The organism is Amnibacterium sp., assembly GCF_051956055.1.
In the GTDB taxonomy this organism is placed as follows: Bacteria; Actinomycetota; Actinomycetes; order Actinomycetales; family Microbacteriaceae; genus Amnibacterium.
In genome coordinates this window covers 1-20752 of sequence record NZ_JBQCGC010000003.1, presented here as the reverse complement: position 1 = coordinate 20752, position 20752 = coordinate 1, and the positions used below count along the sequence as shown (strand labels likewise).

The following is a 20752-nucleotide window of genomic DNA, read 5'->3' as shown; positions in this document are numbered from 1 at the left end:
GCCGCCCGGGAGCTCTGGTAGACACGTCGCACGAGGACGGGAGGCGCGATGGTCGGTCGCCGGGCGCACGGGCAGCTGAAGACCACGGTGCTCGCCCTGCTGCGGGACGCCGACGCCCCCGTCTCCGCGCGCATGCTCCTCGAGCGCTGGCCGGGCGACGAGCCGCGACCCGCGTTCACCACGGTCATCACGGTGCTCACGCGACTGCAGCAGGCCGGAGCCGTCGAGCGGATCGACGGCGCGGAGGCGCGCTTCCGGGTGCGGCAGGTGGCGGGAGGCGTCGCCGCCGAGACGATGCTCGCCGCCCTGCTCGAATCCTCGGACCGCAGCGCCGCGCTCCTGTCCTTCGCCGGGCAGCTCACCGACGCCGACCTCGCGGTGCTGCGGCGCGCCGTCGCCGACGGCGCCCCGTGATCCCGCTCGTCGTCCTGCTCGCGCTCGCGGCGGTCTGCGTGCTCGGTGCGCCCCGGCTGCTCCGGGTGGAGGGCGCCGGTGTGCGCCGTCCGCGCCTACTGCTCGCGGCCTGGATCGCGACGTTCCTGCTGGGGGCCGCCGCCATCCTCGGCAGCCTGCTGTGGAGCGTGATGCTCGCGCTCGCAGCGCGCACGCAGCCGCTCGACCTCGGCTGGGTCGCCGGGCTCGTCGCGTGGACCGCGCTCGCCGCCACCGGGGGCGCCGCGGCCCTCGTGCTGACGAGGGCCGAGCCGATCCGGGCGCGACGGGACGCCACGACACGGGACCTCGATCTGCTCGCCGCGACGTGCACCGAGCGGATCGACCGGATCGGGCAGGTGCCCGTGCTGGTCGTCCGCTCCGCCAGGCCGCTCGCGTTCAGCTCGACCTGCGACGGCGGCCGCGTCGTCGTCACCTCCGGCCTCGTGGCGGTCCTGACCCCCGGGGAGCTGCGCGCGGTGCTCGAGCACGAGCGCGCCCACCTCAGCGGGCGGCACGACCTCCTCCTGCTCCTCGCCCGGCTCAACCGCGCGTGCGTACCCGCCCTCTTCGGCGCCCGGGCGTTCGACACCGCGGTGCACGTGCTCGTCGAGCTCGCCGCGGACGACGCCGCGGCCAGACGGTGCGGCGCCGAGGTGCTCGCGAGCGCGCTGCGCACCACGGCCCGGCTGGAGCCGAACGAGTGGGCTGAGATCCGCGCCGCCCGGCTGAGCGAGCCGGTCACGGCCCGGAGACCGACCGGGATGGGGACGGCGACTCTCTACAAACTGTAGAGTTCCGGTATGGGGCCGGCGGCGTGACGATGGGCACGCCCTCGACGGCCGCGGTCGCGTCCGTGCTCTTCGCCCTGCTCGCGCTCTGGTACGCGGGCCGGGTCGTCGTGGCGCGCGACGCACCCGATCGCGTCTCGAACCTCGTCCACCTGCTCATGAGCGCGGCGATGGTCGCGATGCCGTGGCCGTGGGCCGCCCCCGCCCTGCCGCAGGTCGTGGTCTTCTCGGCCGGGGCGTTCTGGTACGTCGGGGTCGCCCTCTTCCGGCCCGCGGCCGACGCGCAGCTCGGCGTCGGGCACGGCGCTCACGGCGGGGTGGCCGGCCTCTGGTACCACGCCGGGATGCTGCTCGCGATGGTGTGGATGGCCGTCGCGATGATCCCGAGCGCGCCGGGCGGCACGGCGGCCATGGGCTCCATGACCGGTATGACCGCCATGACCGCGATGACCGCCGCGCCGGCGGCCGCGATGACCGGGTGGGCGCCGTGGGCGCTCGCGGTCTCGATCGCGCTCGGCACGGCGTTCGGAGGCGCCGCCGTCGTGCTGCTCGTGTTGCTCGTCCGGGAGGCGGCCGGCGTCGCCCACCGCGTGGCGGTCGCGGACCTCGCGGCCTCCGCGGCGATGGCCGCAGGCATGTCCTACGCCTTCCTCGTCCTGATGACCTGATGCAAGGAGATCCCGTGTCCCGCTCCACCCCCTCCCGCCGCCACGGCGCCAGGATCGCCGCCGGGCTGCTGCTCGCGGTCGGCGCCGTCCTCGTCTCGGCCACCGCCGCGTCCGCGCACGTCGAGGTGTCCGGCACCGATGCGACGCGGGGCGGCTACGGCGTGCTGACGTTCCGGGTGCCGACCGAGTCGGCGACGGCCGCCACGACCGGGATCGCGATCACGTTCCCGACGGGCACGCCGATCGCCTCCGCGAGCATCCAGCCGGTCGCGGGCTGGACCGCGACGGTGTCGACGGAGCGGCTCGCGAAGCCGATCACGACCGACGACGGCACGGTGACCACCGCCGTGTCGAGGATCGACTGGAAGGCCGACTCCGCGGGGGCGGCGATCGAGCCGGGGCAGTTCCAGGAGTTCGCGGTCGCCGCCGGGCCGCTGCCGGACACCGCGCAGGTGCGCTTCCCGACCCTGCAGACCTACAGCGACGGGACGACGGTGAACTGGAACGAGGTGAAGACCGGGACCGCGGAGCCCACGCATCCGGCGCCCGTCCTCGAGCTCGCCGCGCCGGCCGCCGCGACCGGGCCCACGGTGTCCGCGTCCGGCACGACCGCGACGACGAGCCCGGGCGACGGCGCCGGACTCGTGGTGGGGATCGTCGGGATCGTCATCGCCGTCGTCGCGCTGCTCGTCGCGATCGTCGCCGTGCTGCGCGGCTCGCCGCGTCGGGCGGCGTGAGCGCGGCCACGGCCGCCAGGTCGCCCGCGTGGCGGCGGCTGCTCCCGGCGCTCCTCCTCGCGGTCGCGGCGGTCCTCCTCCTGCCCCCGGCCGCGGCGTCCGCGCACGCGGTGCTCGTGTCGAGCGACCCGGCCGACGGGGCCCGGGTCGAGCGGGCACCGGCGGCCGTGCGGCTCGTGTTCGACGAGGCGGTCACGCTGCCGCCCGGCGCGACCGCGGTGCTCTCCTCCACCGGGGCGCGCGTCGACGCGGGCGGCCCGCGCGAGGCCGGCGACACCGTGATCGTCCCGCTGCAGGCGGCGGTGCCTGCCGGGGTCTACAGCGTCTCCTGGCGCGTGGTCTCCGCGGACGGCCACGTGGTCGCCGGCTCGATCCGGTTCGGGGTGCGCCGCGACGTCGCCGCGGTCGCGGGGCCGGTGACGACCGCATCGCCCCTGGACGGCGCGAACGCGGCGGCGACCGGCGCGCTGTACCTCGGGCTCGCCGCCGGGCTCGGCGCGCCCTGGGCCGCGTCCGCCTTCTGGCCGTCGGTCCTCCGGCGCCGTCGGACGAGGCGCATCGCCGCCGCCGGCCTCGCCGTCGCCGCCGTCGCGACGCTCGCCGACCTGCTGCTGCGCGGACCCCGCGCGGCGGGCGCCGGCTGGAGCGGCGTCCTCCGGTTCGAGGATCTCGGCCCGACGCTCGCGAGCGTCCAGGGGCTCGTGCTGCTCGCGCGGCTGCTGCTCCTCGCCGTCCTCGCTGCGCTCCGGCTGGCCGGACCGCGGCGGAGGACGGGCTCGGCGGCCCTCGTCGCCGCTGCACTCGTACTCGTCACGGTCGCGCTCCTCGGGCACGCCGCCGACGGCGCGGTCGCCCTGCTGCTGCCGGCCGCGGTGCTGCACCTCGCGGCGATGGTGCTCTGGCTCGGCGGCCTCCTCGTGGTGGTGGCCGTCGTGCTGCCGCGGCTCAGGAGGCGTCCCGCCGCGGCGCTGCGGGTGCTCAGGCGGTGGTCGCTGGCGGCGTTCACCTGCATCGGCGTCCTCGTCGTGACGGGGGAGGTCCAGGCGTTCCCCGTCGTCGCGCCGCTCGACGCGCTCTGGCGCACCGGCTACGGCCGCCTCCTGCTGCTCAAGCTCGCGCTCGTGGTCGCGGTGATCGTGGTGGCCGCCGCGTCCCAGCGGGTCGTCGCCGGGCGAGCCGCGTCCGCGGCCGCGCGGCTCCGGACCGTCGTCGCGATCGAGGTCGTCGGCGTGATCGCCGTGCTCGGCGTGACCGGCGTGCTCACCGGCACGGCGACCGCGGCCGAGACCTACGGGCCGCCCGTCACGCGTTCCGCGGCGATCGGCGCCGACCGGCTCGTGGTCGACGTCGGGAGCACCCGCCGCGGCGCCGCGGTCATCCGGGTGCGCGCCGTCGACGGACGCGAGCCGGTGCGCCTGCAGACCCTCACCGGCACGCTCAGCACACCGGGGATCGCGGCGCTCGACGTCGCCTTCCGACGGGACGGCACCGGCTGGCGCAGCACCGACGCGACGCTGCCGCTCGCCGGGGAGTGGACCCTCCAGCTCGATGCCCAGCGCTCGACCGCCTCCGCCTACGCCGCGGAGGTGTCCTGGCCGGTCTGGTGATGCGGCCGCGGCGGTGGGGCCGGGTGCGTCAGCCCTGGTGCGGGGTGAAGTTCCGGAGGCGGAGGCTGTTCGTCACGACCAGCACCGACGACAGGGCCATCGCGGCGGCCGCGATGAGCGGGTTGAGCAGGCCGGAGGCGGCGAGCGGGATCGCGGCGATGTTGTAGCCGAACGCCCAGATCAGGTTGCCGCGGATCGTGCCGAGCATCCGCCGCGCGAGCGCGACCGCGTCCGGCACGGCGCGCAGGTCGTCCCGGACGAGGATCACGTCCGCGGACTTCATCGCGATGTCGGTGCCGGTGACGATCGCCATCCCGAGGTCAGCGGAGGCGAGCGCCGCGGCGTCGTTGATGCCGTCGCCGACCATCGCGACCCTGCGCCCCTGCCGCTGGAGGTCCGCCACCACGGCGGCCTTGTCCGCGGGCAGCACCTCCGCGATCGTCTCGTCGAAGCCGAGCACGGCCCCGACCGCGGCAGCGGCGCGTGCGGTGTCGCCGGTGAGCAGCACGGTGCGCAAGCCCATCGCCTTCAGCTGGGCGACGGCCTCGCGGGCCGTCGCCTTCACGTCGTCGGCCAGTCCGAGCACCCCGGCCGCCTCGCCGTCGACGGCGACCAGCACGAGCGTGCGGCCCTCGGACTCGAGCTCGGCGACGACCGTCTCGAGCGCCTCCGGGATCGGGACGCCCTGCTCCGCGAGGAGACGCCGCGTGCCCGCGAGCACCCGCCTGCCGCCCACCATGCCGACGGCGCCGAGCCCGCTCAGCGCCTCGAAGTCCTCGACCGGCTCCGGCCGGCCGAGCTCCGCGGCGGCCGCCCCGGAGATCGCACGGCCGATCGCGTGCTCGGAGGCCTGCTCGAGCGCGCCCGCGAGCCCCAGCAGCTGCGTCCTGGTGACCGGCGCGAGCGGCCGGACGTCCCCGACGGCGAACGCGCCCGTGGTGACGGTGCCCGTCTTGTCGAGCACCACGGTGTCGATCCGGCCGCTCGCCTCGAGCGCGTCCTGGCCCTTGACGAGGATCCCGAGCTGGCCGCCGCGCCCGACCCCGACCATGAGCGCGGTCGGCGTCGCGAGGCCGAGCGCGCAGGGGCACGCGATGATGAGCACGGCGATCCCGACCCCGATCGCGGCGCCGACCGGCGCGCCGGCGAGGAGCCAGACGGCGGTCACGGCGATCGCGATCACGATCACGGCGGGGATGAACACGCTGGAGATCCGGTCGACGAGCTTCGTCACGCCCGCCTTGCGCCGCTGCGCCTCGTCGGCGATCGCCGCGAGCTGCGCGAGGCGCGTGTGCTGCCCGACGCGTTCGGCGACGATCGTCAGCGCGCCCGACCCGTTCACGGTGCCGGCGGCGACCGAGCCGCCCGGCTCGACCTCCGCCGGTGCCGCCTCGCCCGTCATCGTGCTCGTGTCCACCGACGACCTGCCCGCCTCGACGACGCCGTCGACGGGGATCGTCGCGCCCGGCCGCACCACCACCACGTCACCGCGGCGCACCTGCCCGGCGGGCACCTCCACGTCCCCGTCCGGCGTGCGGAGGAGGACGGAGCGCGCGGCGAGCCCGGAGATCGCGTGCAGGACGTCCCCGGCGCGGCGGCGGGAGCGCGTCTCGAAGTAGCGGCCGCCGAGCTGGAAGGTCACCATCCCGGCCGCGACGTCGAGGTAGATCGCGTCGGCGCCGGGCGGGGTGGGCCCGAAGCCGATCCAGTAGCCGGCCGCCGTCGGGCCGCCGACCAGCACCACGATCGCCCACGCGAAGGAGACCACCGCGCCGAGCGAGACGAGCGTGTCCATGCTGAGGGACCCGGCCCGGAGGTTCCGGAGCGTCGCCCGGTGGAACGGCCACGCGGCCCAGGTCACGATCGGCACCGACAGCAGCACGCACAGCAGCTGCCAGCCGGGGAACCGCCAGGACGGCACGAGCGCGAGCAGGATGGTGAGGTCGCAGAGCGGCACGCTGAGGAGCGCCGACACCGAGAGCCGGCGCCGGAGGGAGTCGATGCGGTCGCTCGTCGCCCGCCGCGACCACTCGTCGTCGCCCGGCACGTGGAGCGCGGCGCGGTACCCCGCCTTCTCGACCGCGGCGATGCCCCCTGCGGTGTCGCCGCCGAGGCCGACCACGGTCGCGCGCTCCGTCGCGAAGTTGACGCTCGCGGTGACACCGTCGAGCCGGTTCAGCTTCCGTTCGATGCGGGTGGCGCACGCGGAGCAGGTCATGCCCGCGATGTCGAACTCGACGACGTCCTCCATCGCGTCGATCGCAGGCTGATCGGCAAGCGTGGTCATGGGCGCACCTCCTCGGTTCGTCGGTCGCTTTACGAATTGTAGAATCGCCAGGCCCGACCGACCGCCGACGAGGGAAGTCCCATGTGCAGGAAGCCGCCCGTCATCGGCGAGGCCCGTGGCTGACCGGCGGCCGCGCACCGACGTCCTGCTGATCGTCGCCGCGCTGCTCCCGATCGTCGCGACGGCGGTCGCCGTCGTGCTGCTCGGCGGGGAGCCGTACCGGCTCCTCGGGCGGAGCGTGCCGGGGCTCGCCACGTCGCTGGCGAGCGGGCTGCTGCACGCGGTCGCCGTGGTCTCCTCCACGTGGTGCGTCGGGAGCCTGGCGTACGCCGTCCTCGCGCGGCAGCGGTCCGGCGAGCACCGCATGACGATCGACTACTTCACGGACGCCAGGCCCGTGGTGCGCTCGGCGACCGTGTGGGCGGTCGCCTCCGCGGCGCTGATCTTCGTCGACGCCGCGGACACGGGCGGCCAGCCCCTCACCAGGCTGCTCGTGCCGGGTGCCGCCGGCTACCTCGTGGCCGCCTCCTACGTTCCCACCGCCTGGTTCGTCGTCGCCGTCCTGGCCGCGGCGATCGCGATCACCGCGTTCCTCGCCCACACCTGGCAGGCGCACGCCTCGCTGCTCGCCGTCGCGCTCGTGGCGCTGCTGCCGCCCGTCGTCACCACGCAGGTGCTGGTCGGGCCGAACCACGACTTCGGCAGCGACGCCGGCACGGTCGGGACGCCCGCGATGATCGTCCTGGTCGGACTGCTCGCGGTGACGCGGTTCCGCGGTGTCGCGGGGCCGCTGCCCGGGCTGGTCTCGTTGCAGCGCGTGTGGCGCATCCTCGGTCTCGCCTGGGTCGCGACCGCGGTGTGCGAGGTCGTGCTCGCGCTGTTCGAGCTGACCGGGTCCCCGTTCCTCGGGTCGACCACCGCATGGCTCTTCGTCGCCCGGTTCGTGCTGCTCGCGGTGCTCGCGGTGCCGATCGCGCGCGGGCTCGCGGCGTCCAGGCGCGCGACCGACCTCGCGGCGCTCCGGCGCACCTCGGGTGCGCTCGTGCGCGTGGCGCTGCTGCCCGCGGCGCTGCTGCTCGGGGTCTGGCTCGTGATGAGCCGGGTGCCCCCGCCCCAGTACTTCGTGCCGACCTCGATCGCGCAGATCTTCTTCGGCTACGACGTGAAGGCGGCCCCCACCGCCGCGGTGCTCATGTTCGACTGGCGCCCGAACCTCCTGTTCCTGCTCATCTCGGTCGTCGGCGCGGCGCTCTACGTCGCCGGGGTCGTCGCGCTGCGACGGAGGGGGGATGCGTGGCCGGCCGGCAGGACCGTGGCCTGGCTGCTCGGCTGGACCGTCGTCGTCCTCACCACCTCGAGCGGCCTCGGCCGCTACTCGAGCGCCGTGTTCAGCCTGCACATGGTGCTGCACATGGCGCTGAACATGCTCGGCCCGCTGCTGCTGGTGCTCGGCGGACCGATCACGCTGGCGCTCCGCGCGCTGCCCGCGCACGGACGGTCGAAGCCCGCCGGCCCACGCGAGTGGATCGCCGCGATGCTCGGCTGGCGGGTGACGCACGTGCTCTACAACCCGCTGTTCGTGTTCGTGCGGTTCGTCGGCGCGTACTACGTCCTGTACTTCACCCCGATCTTCGAGCAGGCGCTCCGCTACCACTGGGCGCACCAGGTCATGAACCTCGAGTTCATGGTCGTCGGCGTGATGTTCTACGGGCTGGTGATCGGCGTCGACGCGCCGCCCCGGCCGATCCCGCACATCGGCAAGCTCGGGATGGTGCTCGCCGCCATGCCGTTCCACGCGTTCTTCGGCGTCGCCGTGATGACGAGCAAGGACGTGATCGCGGGGGAGTTCTACCGCTGGATCGACGCGCCATGGGCGGGGAGCCTGCTCGCGGACCAGGCCGTCGGCGGCGGCATCGCGTGGGCGGCGGGCGAGTTCCCGCTCGTGATCGTCATCGTCGCGCTCGTCACGCAGTGGGCCAGGCAGGACAGCCGGGTCGCGACCCGCGTCGATCGGCACCTGGATCAGGGGACGGACGACAGCTGGGAGGCGTACAACACCATGCTCGCCAAGCTGCAGACCAGGGACGACGCGCCGGCACCCGCCTCCGACCGCACCGTCTGAGCGCACCCCGATCGCGTCGCCGGTACGCTCGCCCGACCCGACGATGAGGAGCGCGGTGCGGACAGCGGAGGTGAGCCGGCCGCCCGAGCGCAGGCTGCTCCGCCTCCTCGGGCCGGCCTTCGTCGCCGCCATCGCCTATGTCGACCCCGGCAACGTCGCGGCGAACGTCACCGCCGGGGCGACGCACCGGTACCTGCTCGTCTGGGTGCTGGTCGCGGCGAACGTCGTCGCGGTGGTCGTGCAGTACCTCTCCGCGAAGCTCGGCGTGGTCACCGGCCGTTCGCTGCCCGAGCAGCTCGGCGACCGGCTGCCGCGGGCCGGCCGCATCGCGTTCTGGCTGCAGGCCGAGCTGGTCGCCGCGGCCACGGACGTCGCGGAGGTGATCGGCGGCGCGATCGCGCTCCAGCTGCTGCTCGGGATCCCGCTGCTGCCGGCCGGCGTGCTCATCGGGGCGGTGTCGATCGCGATCCTCGCCGTGCAGTCGGCCAGGGGGCAGCGCACGTTCGAGGCCGTCGTGATCGCCCTGCTCGCGGTGATCACCGTCGGGTTCGTCGCCGGGCTCGTCGTGAGCCCCGTGGACTGGCGGGCCGCCGTCGCCGGCCTCGTGCCCCGGTTCACCGACGCCGGATCGGTGCTGGTCGCCGCGAGCATGCTCGGCGCCACGGTGATGCCGCACGCGATCTACCTCCACTCGGCCCTCGCGCGCGACCGCCACGGCGTCTCCGACGACCCGGGCCGGGTCCGAACCCTGCTGCGCGCCACCCGGCTCGACGTGGTGCTGGCGCTCGCCATCGCGGGCTCGGTGAACGTCGCGATGCTGCTGCTCGCCGCCGCGGCGCTGCCGGGGACGCCGGGCACCGGCACGATCGAGGGCGCGCACGCGGCCATCGGCGCGGCGCTCGGCCCGGTGGTCGCGGCGGCGTTCGGGATCGGGCTGCTCGCCTCCGGCCTCGCGTCGACCTCGGTCGGTGCCTACGCGGGCTCGACGATCATGGCGGGGCTGCTGCGCGTCTCCGTGCCGCTGCTGCTCAGGAGGATCGTCACGCTGATCCCCGCGCTCGTGATCCTCGGCGCCGGGGTCGACCCGACGCTGGCGCTCGTCCTGAGCCAGGTCGTGCTCTCGCTCGGCATCCCGTTCGCGCTCGTGCCGCTCGCCGTGCTGACCGGGCGGGAGGGGGTGATGGGCGCGTTCGCGAACCGCGTGCCGCTGCGCGTGGTCTCGATCGCGGCGACCGCGCTGATCGTCGCGCTCAACCTCGCGCTCCTCCTCCTCACGCTGCGCGGATCGGGCTGAGCGATCAGCGGAGGATCGCGGCGAGCCGGGCGGCGCGCTCGGAGGCGAACACGGCCTCGAGCGTCATCGGCTCGCCGTCCGGCCCGGAGAGCGGCACCCGCCAGTTCGGGTACTCGTCCACGGTCCCCGGCTGGTTCTGCGTCCGGCGGTCGCCCACCAGATCGACCAGGGCCGCGTTCAGCAGGCGCGCGGGGGTGAGGGTCAGGTAGCGGTGGAGGGCGAGGACCGTCGCCTCCTCCCCGGCGTCGTCGCCGAGCAGCCCGCGGCGCCGGATCTCGTCGAGCCAGCCGCGCTGCTCCTCGCGGTCCGCCGCGAGCTCCTCCTCGACCGGTCGGGTGAGGAGCCCGAGCTCGGCCCGGAGCCGGACGTGCGCGCCCTCGAGGTAGCCGGCCGTGGGCGGCAGGTCGTGAGTCGTGACCGAGGCGAGGCACTGCTCGCGCCACCGCTCGGCGGGGAGCGGGGCGCCGTCCTCCCGCTCGAACCAGAGGATCGAGGTGCCGAGGATGCCCCGGGAGGCGAAGTAGGCGCGGGCGGACGGGTCGACGACGCCGAGGTCCTCGCCGACGACCACCGCGCCGGCGCGCACGGCCTCGAGGGCGAGCACGCCGATCAGGGCCTCGTGGTCGTAGTGGACGTAGGCGCCGCGGTCCGCGTCGGCGCCCTCCGGGACCCACCACAGCCGGAACAGGCCGATGATGTGGTCGACCCGGACCCCGCCCGCGTGGCGCAGCACCGCGCGGATGATGTCGCGGAAGGGCGCGTACGCGGCTGCCTCGAGCGCGTCCGGGCGCCACGGCGGCTGCAGCCAGTTCTGGCCGAGCTGGTTGAAGGGGTCAGGCGGGGCGCCGACCGAGACGCCCTGCGCGTACACGTCCCCGAGCCGCCACGCGTCCGCCCCGCCGGGATGCACGCCGACCGCGAGGTCGTGCATGACCCCGATCCCCATCCCCGTGCAGAGCGCCTTGTCCTGCGCGTGCGCGAGCTGCTCGTCGAGCAGCCACTGCAGCCAGCAGGCGAAGTCGATCGCCGCCTCGTGCTCCGCCGCGAACGCCGCCACCTCGGGGGAGCCGGGGCTCCTCAGCCCCTCCGGCCACTGCCGGGCGTCGTTGCCGTACGTCTCCGCGAGCACGCTCCAGGTCGCGAAGTCGGTGAGCGCGACCCCCTCCCGGCGGCGGAACGCGGCGAGGTCGCGCTCCCGGCCGGCGGAGCGCGGCACGGCGAACAGCAGCCGGAGCGCCTCCCGCTTCGCGCTCCAGGCCGCGTCCCGGTCGATGGCCTCACCGGAGGCCCGCTCCCGCACCCTGCGGGCGAGCACCGTGATCCGGGCCCTGGCCCTCGAGGGCAGCGCGGCGTACTCCGGCACCGCCTCGACCCGCAGGTACAGGGGATGGAAGAAGCGGCGGGACGAGGGGAGGTACGGCGAGGGCTCGAGCGGCGGGACCGGCTCCGCCGCGTGGAGCGGGTTCACGAGCACCGAGTCCGCGCCGAGGTCCGCGCCCGCCCACACCCCGAGATCGGTGAGGTCCGTGAGGTCCCCGACGCCCCACGACCCGGCCGAGCGCACGCTGTACAGCTGCGTGGAGAGCACCCAGCCGCGCCGGTCGCCCATCGAGGCGGGCATCCCGACCCGGGCCGGCGTCACGATCAGCGGGGCGTCCTCCTCCGCGATCCCGTCGGAGCTCGCGACCAGCCGGTGGTACCCCATCGGCAGTCCCGCGGGGATGCGGAAGGTCGCCTCGCCGATGCGCCGACCGTCCACCTCGCGGGGCGGCACCCACTGGTCGACCTGCTCGAGGTCGAGACGGCCGCCGCCCTCGAGCTCGACGGCGAGGACCGCGGGCGCGCCGTCCGGGACGTGCATCCAGACGAGCCGCTCCTCGCCCTCGGTCGCGACGGTGCACGCCGGGAGGGTGCGGCGCCAGGGCTCGTCCCACCGGTCCCGCAGGGCCGCGCCGGGATCGGCGGGGTCGGCGCCGAGCGCACCGAGCACCGCGGTCAGCGTCTCGGTGGACACCGTGCGCGTCTCGCCGCGCCAGTCGGTGAACGAGGTGGCGACGCCGTATGCGTCGGCGAGGTCGAGCAGGGACTGGTCCGGGAGCGTCACCCCTGGATTCTCGTCGGCGCGCCCCGGGAGCGCCCAGCATGAAGGCGGAACAGTGATCCCATGGCCCTGCCGCGCTCCCGCCCCTCCGACGCCGGTGTCGCCGCCTCCGGCGTCGCCGCGTTCGTCGACGCCCTCGAGCAGCACCCCGGCATCGACCCGCACGGGCTGATGCTCCTGCGGCACGGGTCCGTGGTCGCGGAGGGGTGGTGGGCGCCGTACACGCCGGAGCGCCTCCACCTCCTGTACTCGCTCAGCAAGACCTTCCTGTCGACCGCCGTCGGCTTCGCCGTCGAGGAGGGGCTGCTCTCGCTCGACGACGCGGTCGCCGACCACTTCCCGGAGTTCCGCGACGAGCTCCCGGAGGCCAGCAGGCGCATCCTCGTGCGGCACGCGCTCGCGATGGCGTCCGGCCACCACGCGGAGATGGTGCAGGCCGCGGTCGCGACCGACCCGGCGGAGCCGGTGCGCGGCTTCCTGCTCCACGCGCCCGAGCACGAGCCGGGCAGCTGGTTCGCGTACAACCAGCCCGCGAACTACACGGTCGCCGCCATCCTGCAGCGGGCGGCGGGCACCGACCTGGTGTCCTACCTCCGCCCCCGGCTGCTCGACCCGCTCGGGGTGCCGCCCGTGAGCTGGCAGGAGTACCCGCCCGGTCGCGCGCTCGGGTTCTCCGGCCTGCACGCCACGACCGAAGCGATCGCCGCGCTCGGGCAGCTGCACCTCGCCCTCGGCGAGTGGGAGGGGGAGCGGCTGCTGCCCGACGGCTGGGCCGAGCAGGTGCGCACCCCCAGGGTGTCGACGGAGCGGGAGGCGAACCCCGACTGGGCGCAGGGCTACGGCTACCAGGTCTGGATGGCTCGGCACGGCTACCGCGGCGACGGGGCCTACGGCCAGTTCTGCGTGATCCTGCCTGACCAGGACGTCGTGCTCGCCATCACCTCCGCGGAGCAGGACATGCAGGCGGTGCTCGACGCCGCGTGGGAGCACCTGCTGCCCGCGTTCGGCGACGGTCTCGGCGAGGGGGAGGAGGCCGACGCGGCGCTCGCGGCGCGGCTGGCGGACCTCGAGCTGCCGCCCTCCTCCGGAGCGCCCGAGCCGACCGGCACCGTGCCGGAGACCTGGCGCGGCGCCGAGCTCACTGCGTCCCGCACCCCGGACGGCGTGGAGCTCCGGGACGCGCGCGTCGTGCTCCCGCTGCCGGTCGGGCGCCCCGGATGGACCACCGTCGAGGAGGCGGACGCGCCGCCCGTCGCGGTGTCCGGCGGCTGGGCGGGCGACGTCCTCCGCCTCGACCTCGTGTTCCTCGAGAGCCCCCACCGCCTCCTCGTGGAGCTCACGCCGGACGGGTCGATCGTGAGCCGCTGGCGCACGACGCCCCTCGACTTCCCGCCCGGATCGACGACCCTCGGGCAGCGGGCGCCTCGGCCCCTGCACTGAGCGCCGGCCCGCCTACGCTGGCCGGGTGGCACTTCCTCCCGTGGCCGTCCTGGGCGGCGGCAACCTCGGCTCCGCGATCCTGACCGGGCTCGCCGACGCCGGCGCGACCGACCTCCGCGCGACGACCCGCACGGCCGCGTCGGCCGCGCGCTTCGCCGGCGGCCCCGTGCGGGCGGTCGCGCTCGAGGCGGACCCCGCCGCGAACCGCAGGGCCGTCGAGGGCGCGGGGATCGTGATCTCCGGGGTGAAGCCCGTCGGCACGGCCGACCTGCTGCGGGAGATCGGGCCCGTGCTGGCACCGGAGGCGGTCGTCGTGAGCCTCGCGGTCGGGACGCCGCTCGCGCCGCTCGAGGCCGTGCTGCCCGCCGGCGCGCCGCTGGTCCGCGCGATGCCGAACACCCCGGTGCGGGTGCGGCGCGGCGTCACCGGGCTCGCCAGGGGCAGGGCGGTGACGGACGCCGGGTTCGCGGCCGTGACGGCGGCGTTCGACCTGCTCGGTGAGGTCGTCGTGCTCGACGACGACCGGATCGACCGGATCTCGACGATCTCCGGGAGCGGCCCCGCGTACGTCTACCTCCTGCTCGAGCGGTTCGCGGACGCGGCCGTGGAGCTCGGCTTCGACCGCGGCGACGCCGAGCGCACGGTCGCCGCGACGTTCTCCGGAGCGCTCGCCCTGCTCGATGCGTCCGGCGAGTCGCCGGAGGCCCTCCGGCGCGCGGTCACGAGCCCGAACGGGACGACCGCCGCGGCCGTGGCCGTGTTCGAGGAGGACGGCGCCCTGGGCGAGCTGATCGCCGCGGCGCTGCGGGGTGCGCTCCGCCGCGCCGACGAGCTCGCCGGCCGCTGACGGGCTACGTCGCGCCCTGCGGCGGGTGGGTGATCAGCGCCACCCGCTCGTCGAGGTAGGCGCCGAGCTCGCGCGCCGCGTCGTCGTCGGCCGAGACGCTCCAGCGGACGAGCACCCGCCCGTCCCGCAGGAAGAGCGGCCCGGCTGCGCCATCGAGCGCGGCGAGATCGATCACGGGCGAGTCGAACCACACGGTCGCGCCCTCCGGGAAGGGCCCGCGGAACGCGGCGTCCCGCACCTGGCGGCGCTGCTCCGTCGAGGCCGCCATGTGCCCGGGATGCCCGGGCGGGACGGCCCTCGTCACCGATCCGGTCGCGCGCACCGTCCCGTCCGCGGACAGCAGGAGCACGCCGAGGCGCCATGCGCGCCCGACCGGGCGCAGCCGGGCCGCCCTCCGGAGCCCGAGCCGCCGCGACGGCGGCACGAACTCGGCGACCGCGTCGTCGGGCACCGTCGCCAGGGCCGCGGCAGCAGCGGCGAACCGCGCCCTGGCTTCCGCGATCGGATCCGCGCCTGCCACGGGTGGAGCGTAGATCCCCTGCTCTGGGGGTACGTACCCGGGCCCTCCTGATCGGGCGCGGCCGCGAATCATCCCGTGCGGCCATCACCATGAGGACACACCCGGAAGCGACGCGGATGCGGCCTGGTGGCCCGACACCGGAAGGAGCGGACGTGCGCCACACCAAGCATCGGCACCTCGATCACGAGGAGGTGCTGACCGCGGCGGTCGGCGTCGCCTTCGATCACGGCCTGCACGCCGTCACGATCGCGAGCGCGGCAACCCGGCTCGGCGCGGCGGAGCGCGCCGTGCTCGCCGCCTGGCCCGACCTCGACGAGCTCGTCGCGACGACGTTCTCGCGGATCGTCGCCGCCGAGCTCGCGGAGGTGAAGCGGGAGGTGCTCGCGCATCCCGCGCCGGTCCGCCAGCTGACGGTGCTGCTCGACACGCTCGCGGAGCCGGTGCGGCTCGACGTCGACGCGGTCTGGCTCGAGGCGTGGAGCCTCGGGCGCCGCAACCCCGCACTCGGCGGCGCCGTCCGCGCGGAGGAGAGCGCCTGGCACGCCTTCGTCGCCTCCGTGGTGCGCCGCGGTGTGAAGTCCGGCGACTACCTCGACGTCGACCCCGACGAGGTCGCGACCCACCTGCTCGCCGTGATCGACGGCGTCAACGCCTACTCGCTCGTCGGCTACCGCACGGGCCTCGACCGCCTCCGCCTGCTGCACTCGGTCGCGCGGACGCACCTCGGCGCGCGCTTCGCGGGGGACGCGGAGGCGTCCGCGATCGCGGGCTGACCGCGGAGGCGGCAGGCTGGGGCGGTGCTCGAGCGCTTCTTCGACCTGCTCGCGGCGCTCCGGGAGCGCACGCCGGCCGACGCCGAGTTCCTCTACGACGAGCGCACCCCGGACGGCGCCCTCCGGCTGACGAACCTCCGTCGCTACCTCGCCATCAGTGCGGGCGCGACGACGGCGCTCATCGGCGAGGCGCCGGGCTGGCGGGGCGCGACCGTCACCGGGGTGCCGTTCATGAGCGTCCGGGAGCTGACCGCCCGGCCGGGGCTGCTCACCGGAGACGCCGGCGGCGACGGCTTCCTTGCGCCCGCCGATCCCGCTGCGGCCTGGGAGCTCTCGGCATCCATCGTGCAGCGCGCGTGCCGGTCGTGGCCGCGGCAGCCCGTGCACTGGCCGGTGGTCCCGAACCATCCGTTCCGCGCCCCCGACCGGGCCACGAACCGCGCGCCGCGCGCCCCGGAGGTGCTCGCGGGCGCGCCCATCGCGGTCGAGCTGATCCGCGCCCTCGGCATCGAGCGGGTCGTGGCCGTCGGCAGGAAGGCGGAGCACGCGCTCGCCGCAGCCGGCGTCACCGCGATCGCGGTGCGGCATCCCGCACAGGGCGGCGCCGGCCTGTTCGCGGCGCAGATGGCGGAGCTCGGCGGGTCGGCCGCGTGACGGCGCCCGGCCGGCTCGCGGCGCTCGACGGGGCCCTCGCGCTGCTCGCGTGCCCGGTCTGCCTCGGCCCGCTCGACCGCGAGGGCTCGACCCTGCGGTGCCAGGAGGGGCACGCCTTCGACGTGGCGCGGCAGGGCTACGCCGCGCTCGCGACCGGAGCGACGGTGCCGGGCGACACCGCCGCGATGGTGCGCGACCGCGCCGCGTTCCTCGCCGCCGGGCACTACGCGCCGATCACCGAGGCGGTCGTGGCGGCGGTGCAGGAGGACGCGCGGCGGATCGCCGATCTCGCCTCCGGCCCAGGCACCTACCTGGCCGCCGTGCTCGAGCACCGGCACGGCGCGCGGGGGGTCGCGCTCGACGCGTCCGCTCCGGCGATCCGGCTCGCCGCGGCAGCGCATCCCAGGGCCGCGGCCGCGACCGCCGACCTGCGCACCCGGATCCCGCTCGCCACCGGCTCGATCGACGCGGCGCTCGTCGTGTTCGGGCCGCGGCACGGCGGGGAGCTCGACCGGGTGCTCGCCCCCGATGGCGTCGTCGTCGTGGTGATCCCGGAGGCGGCGCACCTCACGGAGCTGCGCGGGCCGTTCGGCACGCTCGCGGTTGGCGCGGACAAGGGCGCCCGTCTGCAGCAGCGCATGCTGCCGCTCCGCCCGGTCGCCGACGACCGGATCACCGCTCGCCGCACGCTGTCGCCGGAGGACGTCGCGCGGGTGGTGCTGATGGGGCCGAGCGGCCACCACCTGGATCACGACGACGTCCGGCGACGGGCGGCGGAGCAGGGCCCCGTCGCGGTGACGGTCGACGTGCGGGTGCTGCGCTTCGCGCGCTGATCCGACGCCGGTTCCAGGGACTCCTCGGCGACACGCCAATACCGTGGACCGGTGGCGCCGGCAACCCCTCGACAATCCAGCACCTCGTCGCGCGTCGACGGCTACGTCCCGCTCCGGGAGTACGCGGCGATCGGCGACGGCCGCACCGTCGCGCTGATCGCCCTCGACGGGAGGATCGACTGGCTGCCCGTCCCCGGCACGCCTCGGCCCCCGATGTTCGCGGCCGTGCTCGACACGGAGCAGGGCGGCCGCTTCGAGCTGCAGCCCGCCGAGCCCTTCACGGTCACGCGCGAGTACGTCGACGGCACGAACGTCCTCCGCACCCGCTTCACGTGCGCGTCCGGCGTGGTCGACGTGACCGACGTGCTCAGCACGGGCGTCGCCGGGCGCCTGCCGTGGATGCAGCTCGTGCGCCGGGTCGAGGGCGTCACCGGCGCCGTGCCGATGCGCTGGATCGTCGAGCCGGGCAACGTCTTCGGCACGCACGCGATCGAGCGGATCGACACGGGGAACGTGCCGCTGCTCCGCGCGGGCGCCACGAACATCGCGCTGACCGGTTCCGACATCGGACGTGAGGACCCGGTCCATCCCGGCAGGGGCAGGGCGACCGACTGGGGGCCCGACTTCCGCGGGGCGTTCACGACCGCGCCGGGCTCCCGCCACGTCCTCTGCCTCACCGGGACCGAGGACGAGCCGGTGCGCGCTCCCGACCCGCGCACCGCGGACGAGTCGGTCGACCGCACGATCGCGGACTGGCAGAAGTGGTCGAAGGTCTTCTCGTGGGACGGACCGTGGCCGGAGGCGGTGCTGCGCAGCGCGCTCGCGCTCAAGCTGCTCGTCTACAGCCCGTCTGGCGCGATCGCGGCCGCGGCGACCACGTCCCTCCCCGAGGACCTCGACGGGGGCAAGAACTGGGACTACCGGTTCGCGTGGGTGCGGGACCTCGCCTACACGGTCGACGCGTTCCTCCGTCTCGGCCTGCGGGAGGAGCCCCACGGCGCGGTCTCGTGGATGCTGAAGGCGCTGGAGGCGAGGACGAAGCGCGGCATGGCGGTGTTCCTGTCGCTCGACGGTGGCCCCACCGACGGGGTGCACCGGATGGACGCGCCGGGCTGGCGCGGCATCGGGCCGGTGCTGAAGGGCAACCAGGCGAGCGGGCAGCTGCAGCTCGGGGTCTACGCCGACCTCATCGGCCTGATGCGCTCCTACACCGCGGACGGGAACCTGCTCGACGAGGCCTCGAGCGACCTGCTCGTGCGCCTCGCCGACGAGGTGTGCGAGCGGTGGATGCAGAAGGACTCGGGCATGTGGGAGCTGACCACCCTGCAGCACTACGTCTCGAGCAAGATGGGCTGCTGGCAGGCTCTCGACGCCGCCTGCGCGCTCGAGGACATGGGGTACCTCCTGCCGCCGCCCGGGGCCAGGAAGCGGTGGGAGCGGCACAAGGACCGCATCCGGCGCTGGATCGACCGGCACGGCTGGGACGAGGAGCGCGGCGCCTACGTGATGGCGAAGGGGTCGAAGGCGCTCGACGCCTCCGTCCTCCTGCACTCGGTGAGCGGGTTCGACCGCGGCGAGCGGATGTCCCGCACCATCGACGCGCTCCGCGCGGAGCTCGGCCGCGGGCCGCTGCTCTACCGGTACTCGGGGATGGAGCGGGAGGAGGGCACCTTCGTCGCGTGCGCCTTCTGGACGGTCTCCGCCCTCGCCTGCGTGGGCAGGACGGACGAGGCCACGGCCCTGATGGACGAGCTGCTGGCGACCGTGCCGAACGACGTGGGCGTGATGTCCGAGATGGCGGAGGAGGGATCGGCCGACTTCCTCGGCAACCTGCCCCAGGCACTCAGCCACCTCGCGCTCGTGCAGGCCGCGAGCGTCATCCGCGAGCTCACCTGAGGAGGGCCGCGGCCTCGAGCACGGGGGTGACGGACTCGTGCTCGCCGACGGAGATGCGGACGCCGTCGCCCGGGAACGCGCGGACGACGACCCCGTGCTCGTGGAACACGTCGTCGGCCCGGCCGGTCGCGTCGCCGAGCGCGAGCCACACGAAGTTGCCCTGCGCGTCCGGCACCTCGAACCCGAGCTCCCTGAGGCCTGCCACGAGGCGCGTCCTCGTGCCCACGATGTCCTCGACCCTCGCGGACAGCAGGTCCTCGTGGTCGAGCGCGACGAGGCCGGCGAGCTGCGCCTGCCCGGTCACCGACAGCGGGATCGCGACCGCGCGCGCGGCGTCGAGGACGGCCTCCGGGCCGATCGCGTACCCGAGGCGGAGCCCGGCGAGCCCCCACGCCTTCGAGAAGGTGCGGAGGACGACGAGGTTCGGGTACCGCCCGATGAGGCGCGACCCGTCCACGGCGTCCGGGTCGCGCACGAACTCCGCGTAGGCCTCGTCGAGCAGCACGAGCACGTCCGACGGCACCGCGGCCATGAAGCGCGTGAACGCCTCCGCGGGCACCGTCGGCCCGGTCGGGTTGTTCGGGCTGCAGACGATCACCGCGCGGGTGCGGTCGGTCACGGCCGCGGCCATCGCGTCGAGGTCGTGCCCCGCCCCAGGGCCGAGCGGCACCTGCACGCTCCTGCCGCCTGCGACGGTCACGAGGCCCGGGTACGCCTCGAAGGACCGCCAGGCGTAGACGACCTCGCTGCCGGGCTCGCAGACCGCGAGCAGGAACTGGCTGAGGAGCGCGACCGACCCGGCACCGAGGTGCACCTCGCCCGGTCCGACGCCGAAGCGGCCGCCGAGCTTCGCGCGGAGGGCCGGGCCGGTCGCGTCCGGGTACCGGTTGACCTCGGCGCGGGCGACGGCCTCCACGATCTCCACGAGCGGGCCGAACGGGTTCTCGTTGGAGGAGAGCTTGTACCCGTCCGCGACGGCCTGCCTGCCCTGCTTGTACGCGGGCAGCGCGGCGATCTCCGGACGCATGCGGAGGGGAGGAACGGCCATGCCCGGAAGCGTATCGAGGGGGCCTTCTAGGCTCGGAGGATGCACGCGGACGCGCTGACCATCCCCGTCGACGAGGCCGCGGCCGCCGCGCTGGCGGCGCACGGGCTGCGGATGACCGTGCTCGACCCGGCCGACGAGGCCGCGACCCGGGCATGGGCGGAGGCGGACGCGCGGGGCTTCCACGACCCCGCCGTCTCCGATGAGCGGTTCGAGGACCTGCGCGGCGACTTCCCGCTCCAGCGCACGGTCGCGGTCCACGACCCGGGTGCCGCCGAGCCGGAGGTCCCCGTCGCCACCGTCGGGTCCTGGCCCGCCGCGCTCACGGTGCCGGGCGGGGAGGTCGTCGCGTGGGCGATCAGCAGCGTCACCGTCGCGCCGACCCACCGGCGCCGCGGCATCGCCCGGCAGCTGCTCGAGTCCGAGCTGCGGGTCGCGGCCGCCGCCGGTGCGCCGCTCGCGATCCTCACCGTCTCCGAGGCGACCATCTACGCCCGGTACGGCTTCGGGCCGGCCACCTGGTCGACCGACCTCGCGATCGAAACGCGCCGGGCCGGCTGGATCGGCGGCGACGTCCCCGGCCGCCTGCACTTCGTGGGGCGGGCGAGCGCGATGGATGCCGCGCAGCCGCTCTTCGCGGCGGCGCGGCGCCGCACGGTCGGCGACGTCGAGATCGTCGGGCAGCGCTTCGCGCGGCTGTTCGGC

At 75.5% G+C, this 20752-nt stretch carries 18 protein-coding genes; 14 read left to right on the top strand and 4 right to left on the bottom strand.

Annotation, left to right across the window (positions count from 1 at the left end; genetic code table 11):
• Window positions 1-48: 48 nt before the first annotated feature.
• Genes ACTHLI_RS00535 through ACTHLI_RS00515 form a run of 5 tightly spaced genes read left to right on the top strand, consistent with a single transcriptional unit; the run spans window position 49 to window position 4235 of the window.
• Entirely contained in the window at window positions 49-414 is a 366-nt protein-coding gene (locus ACTHLI_RS00535) for a BlaI/MecI/CopY family transcriptional regulator (RefSeq protein ID WP_440180694.1), read from the top strand.
• Window positions 411-1226 (top strand): M48 family metalloprotease, encoded by an 816-nt coding sequence (locus ACTHLI_RS00530; protein WP_440180693.1) that lies wholly within the window; start codon window positions 411-413, stop codon window positions 1224-1226. The genes ACTHLI_RS00535 and ACTHLI_RS00530 overlap by 4 nt, the downstream gene beginning before the upstream one ends.
• A 29-nt stretch (window positions 1227-1255) precedes the next feature.
• A complete protein-coding gene (locus ACTHLI_RS00525; RefSeq protein WP_440180736.1) occupies window positions 1256-1891 on the top strand; it encodes a DUF5134 domain-containing protein in 636 nt (211 codons plus the stop codon).
• 14 nt (window positions 1892-1905) lie between these two features.
• Window positions 1906-2628 carry a YcnI family protein gene (locus tag ACTHLI_RS00520; protein WP_440180692.1) on the top strand — a complete coding sequence of 241 codons (723 nt, stop codon included), beginning with the start codon at window positions 1906-1908 and terminating at the stop codon, window positions 2626-2628.
• Entirely contained in the window at window positions 2625-4235 is a 1611-nt protein-coding gene (locus ACTHLI_RS00515; protein WP_440180691.1) for a copper resistance CopC/CopD family protein, read from the top strand. Before ACTHLI_RS00520 ends, ACTHLI_RS00515 begins: the two co-directional genes overlap by 4 nt.
• Window positions 4236-4263: 28 nt before the next feature.
• Here the strand turns inward: ACTHLI_RS00515 and ACTHLI_RS00510 are convergent, their stop codons facing one another.
• Complete coding sequence (locus tag ACTHLI_RS00510; protein ID WP_440180689.1) at window positions 4264-6522, bottom strand: heavy metal translocating P-type ATPase; 2259 nt, start codon at window positions 6520-6522, stop codon at window positions 4264-4266.
• Window positions 6523-6637: 115 nt separating this feature from the next.
• On the opposite strand from ACTHLI_RS00510, the gene ACTHLI_RS00505 reads away from it, so the two are divergent.
• Entirely contained in the window at window positions 6638-8644 is a 2007-nt protein-coding gene (locus tag ACTHLI_RS00505) for a cytochrome c oxidase assembly protein (RefSeq protein WP_440180687.1), read from the top strand.
• 43 nt (window positions 8645-8687) lie between these two features.
• Window positions 8688-9938, top strand: a complete 1251-nt coding sequence (locus tag ACTHLI_RS00500) for an Nramp family divalent metal transporter (RefSeq protein ID WP_440180686.1) — start codon at window positions 8688-8690, stop codon at window positions 9936-9938.
• A gap of 4 nt (window positions 9939-9942) precedes the next feature.
• Here the strand turns inward: ACTHLI_RS00500 and malQ are convergent, their stop codons facing one another.
• Entirely contained in the window at window positions 9943-12042 is a 2100-nt protein-coding gene (gene malQ, locus ACTHLI_RS00495) for a 4-alpha-glucanotransferase (RefSeq protein WP_440180684.1), read from the bottom strand.
• Window positions 12043-12102: 60 nt separating this feature from the next.
• Here malQ and ACTHLI_RS00490 point away from each other — a divergent pair, with 60 nt between their 5' ends.
• Together ACTHLI_RS00490 and proC are read left to right on the top strand one after the other, a co-directional pair.
• Entirely contained in the window at window positions 12103-13479 is a 1377-nt protein-coding gene (locus tag ACTHLI_RS00490; protein WP_440180682.1) for a serine hydrolase domain-containing protein, read from the top strand.
• A 25-nt stretch (window positions 13480-13504) separates the two neighbouring features.
• Window positions 13505-14326, top strand: coding sequence for a pyrroline-5-carboxylate reductase (proC, locus tag ACTHLI_RS00485; RefSeq protein ID WP_440180680.1), 822 nt, complete (start codon window positions 13505-13507; stop codon window positions 14324-14326).
• Between the two features lie 4 nt (window positions 14327-14330).
• On the opposite strand, the gene ACTHLI_RS00480 is transcribed toward proC, so the two are convergent.
• Window positions 14331-14846, bottom strand: coding sequence for a hypothetical protein (locus tag ACTHLI_RS00480; protein ID WP_440180678.1), 516 nt, complete (start codon window positions 14844-14846; stop codon window positions 14331-14333).
• A 152-nt stretch (window positions 14847-14998) separates the two neighbouring features.
• Between ACTHLI_RS00480 and ACTHLI_RS00475 the strand changes: the two genes are divergently transcribed.
• From ACTHLI_RS00475 to ACTHLI_RS00460, 4 genes are read left to right on the top strand one after another with little or no spacing between them, the layout of a single operon-like run.
• A complete protein-coding gene (locus tag ACTHLI_RS00475; RefSeq protein ID WP_440180676.1) occupies window positions 14999-15619 on the top strand; it encodes a TetR family transcriptional regulator C-terminal domain-containing protein in 621 nt (206 codons plus the stop codon).
• A gap of 24 nt (window positions 15620-15643) precedes the next feature.
• Complete coding sequence (locus ACTHLI_RS00470; RefSeq protein ID WP_440180674.1) at window positions 15644-16273, top strand: uracil-DNA glycosylase; 630 nt, start codon at window positions 15644-15646, stop codon at window positions 16271-16273.
• A complete protein-coding gene (locus ACTHLI_RS00465) occupies window positions 16270-17106 on the top strand; it encodes a putative RNA methyltransferase (protein ID WP_440180673.1) in 837 nt (278 codons plus the stop codon). Before ACTHLI_RS00470 ends, ACTHLI_RS00465 begins: the two co-directional genes overlap by 4 nt.
• 51 nt (window positions 17107-17157) lie before the next feature.
• The gene (locus ACTHLI_RS00460; protein WP_440180671.1) at window positions 17158-19002 is read left to right on the top strand and encodes a glycoside hydrolase family 15 protein; all 1845 of its coding nucleotides are present in this window, start codon (window positions 17158-17160) and stop codon (window positions 19000-19002) included.
• On the opposite strand, the gene ACTHLI_RS00455 is transcribed toward ACTHLI_RS00460, so the two are convergent.
• A complete protein-coding gene (locus tag ACTHLI_RS00455) occupies window positions 18995-20050 on the bottom strand; it encodes a histidinol-phosphate transaminase (RefSeq protein WP_440180669.1) in 1056 nt (351 codons plus the stop codon). The genes ACTHLI_RS00460 and ACTHLI_RS00455 overlap by 8 nt on opposite strands.
• A gap of 39 nt (window positions 20051-20089) precedes the next feature.
• Here ACTHLI_RS00455 and ACTHLI_RS00450 point away from each other — a divergent pair.
• A partial coding sequence (locus ACTHLI_RS00450; RefSeq protein ID WP_440180668.1) for a GNAT family N-acetyltransferase occupies window positions 20090-20752 on the top strand: 663 nt, incomplete at its 3' end.

Excerpts from the sequence above, each read along its gene's own strand:
- ACTHLI_RS00535 (WP_440180694.1), top strand. The coding sequence starts at position 49 with ATGGTCGGTCGCCGGGCGCACGGGCAGCTGAAGACCACGGTGCTCGCC.
- ACTHLI_RS00525 (WP_440180736.1), top strand. The coding sequence starts at position 1,256 with ATGGGCACGCCCTCGACGGCCGCGGTCGCGTCCGTGCTCTTCGCCCTG.
- ACTHLI_RS00510 (WP_440180689.1), bottom strand. The coding sequence starts at position 6,522 with ATGACCACGCTTGCCGATCAGCCTGCGATCGACGCGATGGAGGACGTC.
- ACTHLI_RS00500 (WP_440180686.1), top strand. The coding sequence starts at position 8,688 with ATGAGGAGCGCGGTGCGGACAGCGGAGGTGAGCCGGCCGCCCGAGCGC.
- ACTHLI_RS00490 (WP_440180682.1), top strand. The coding sequence starts at position 12,103 with ATGGCCCTGCCGCGCTCCCGCCCCTCCGACGCCGGTGTCGCCGCCTCC.
- ACTHLI_RS00455 (WP_440180669.1), bottom strand. The coding sequence starts at position 20,050 with ATGGCCGTTCCTCCCCTCCGCATGCGTCCGGAGATCGCCGCGCTGCCC.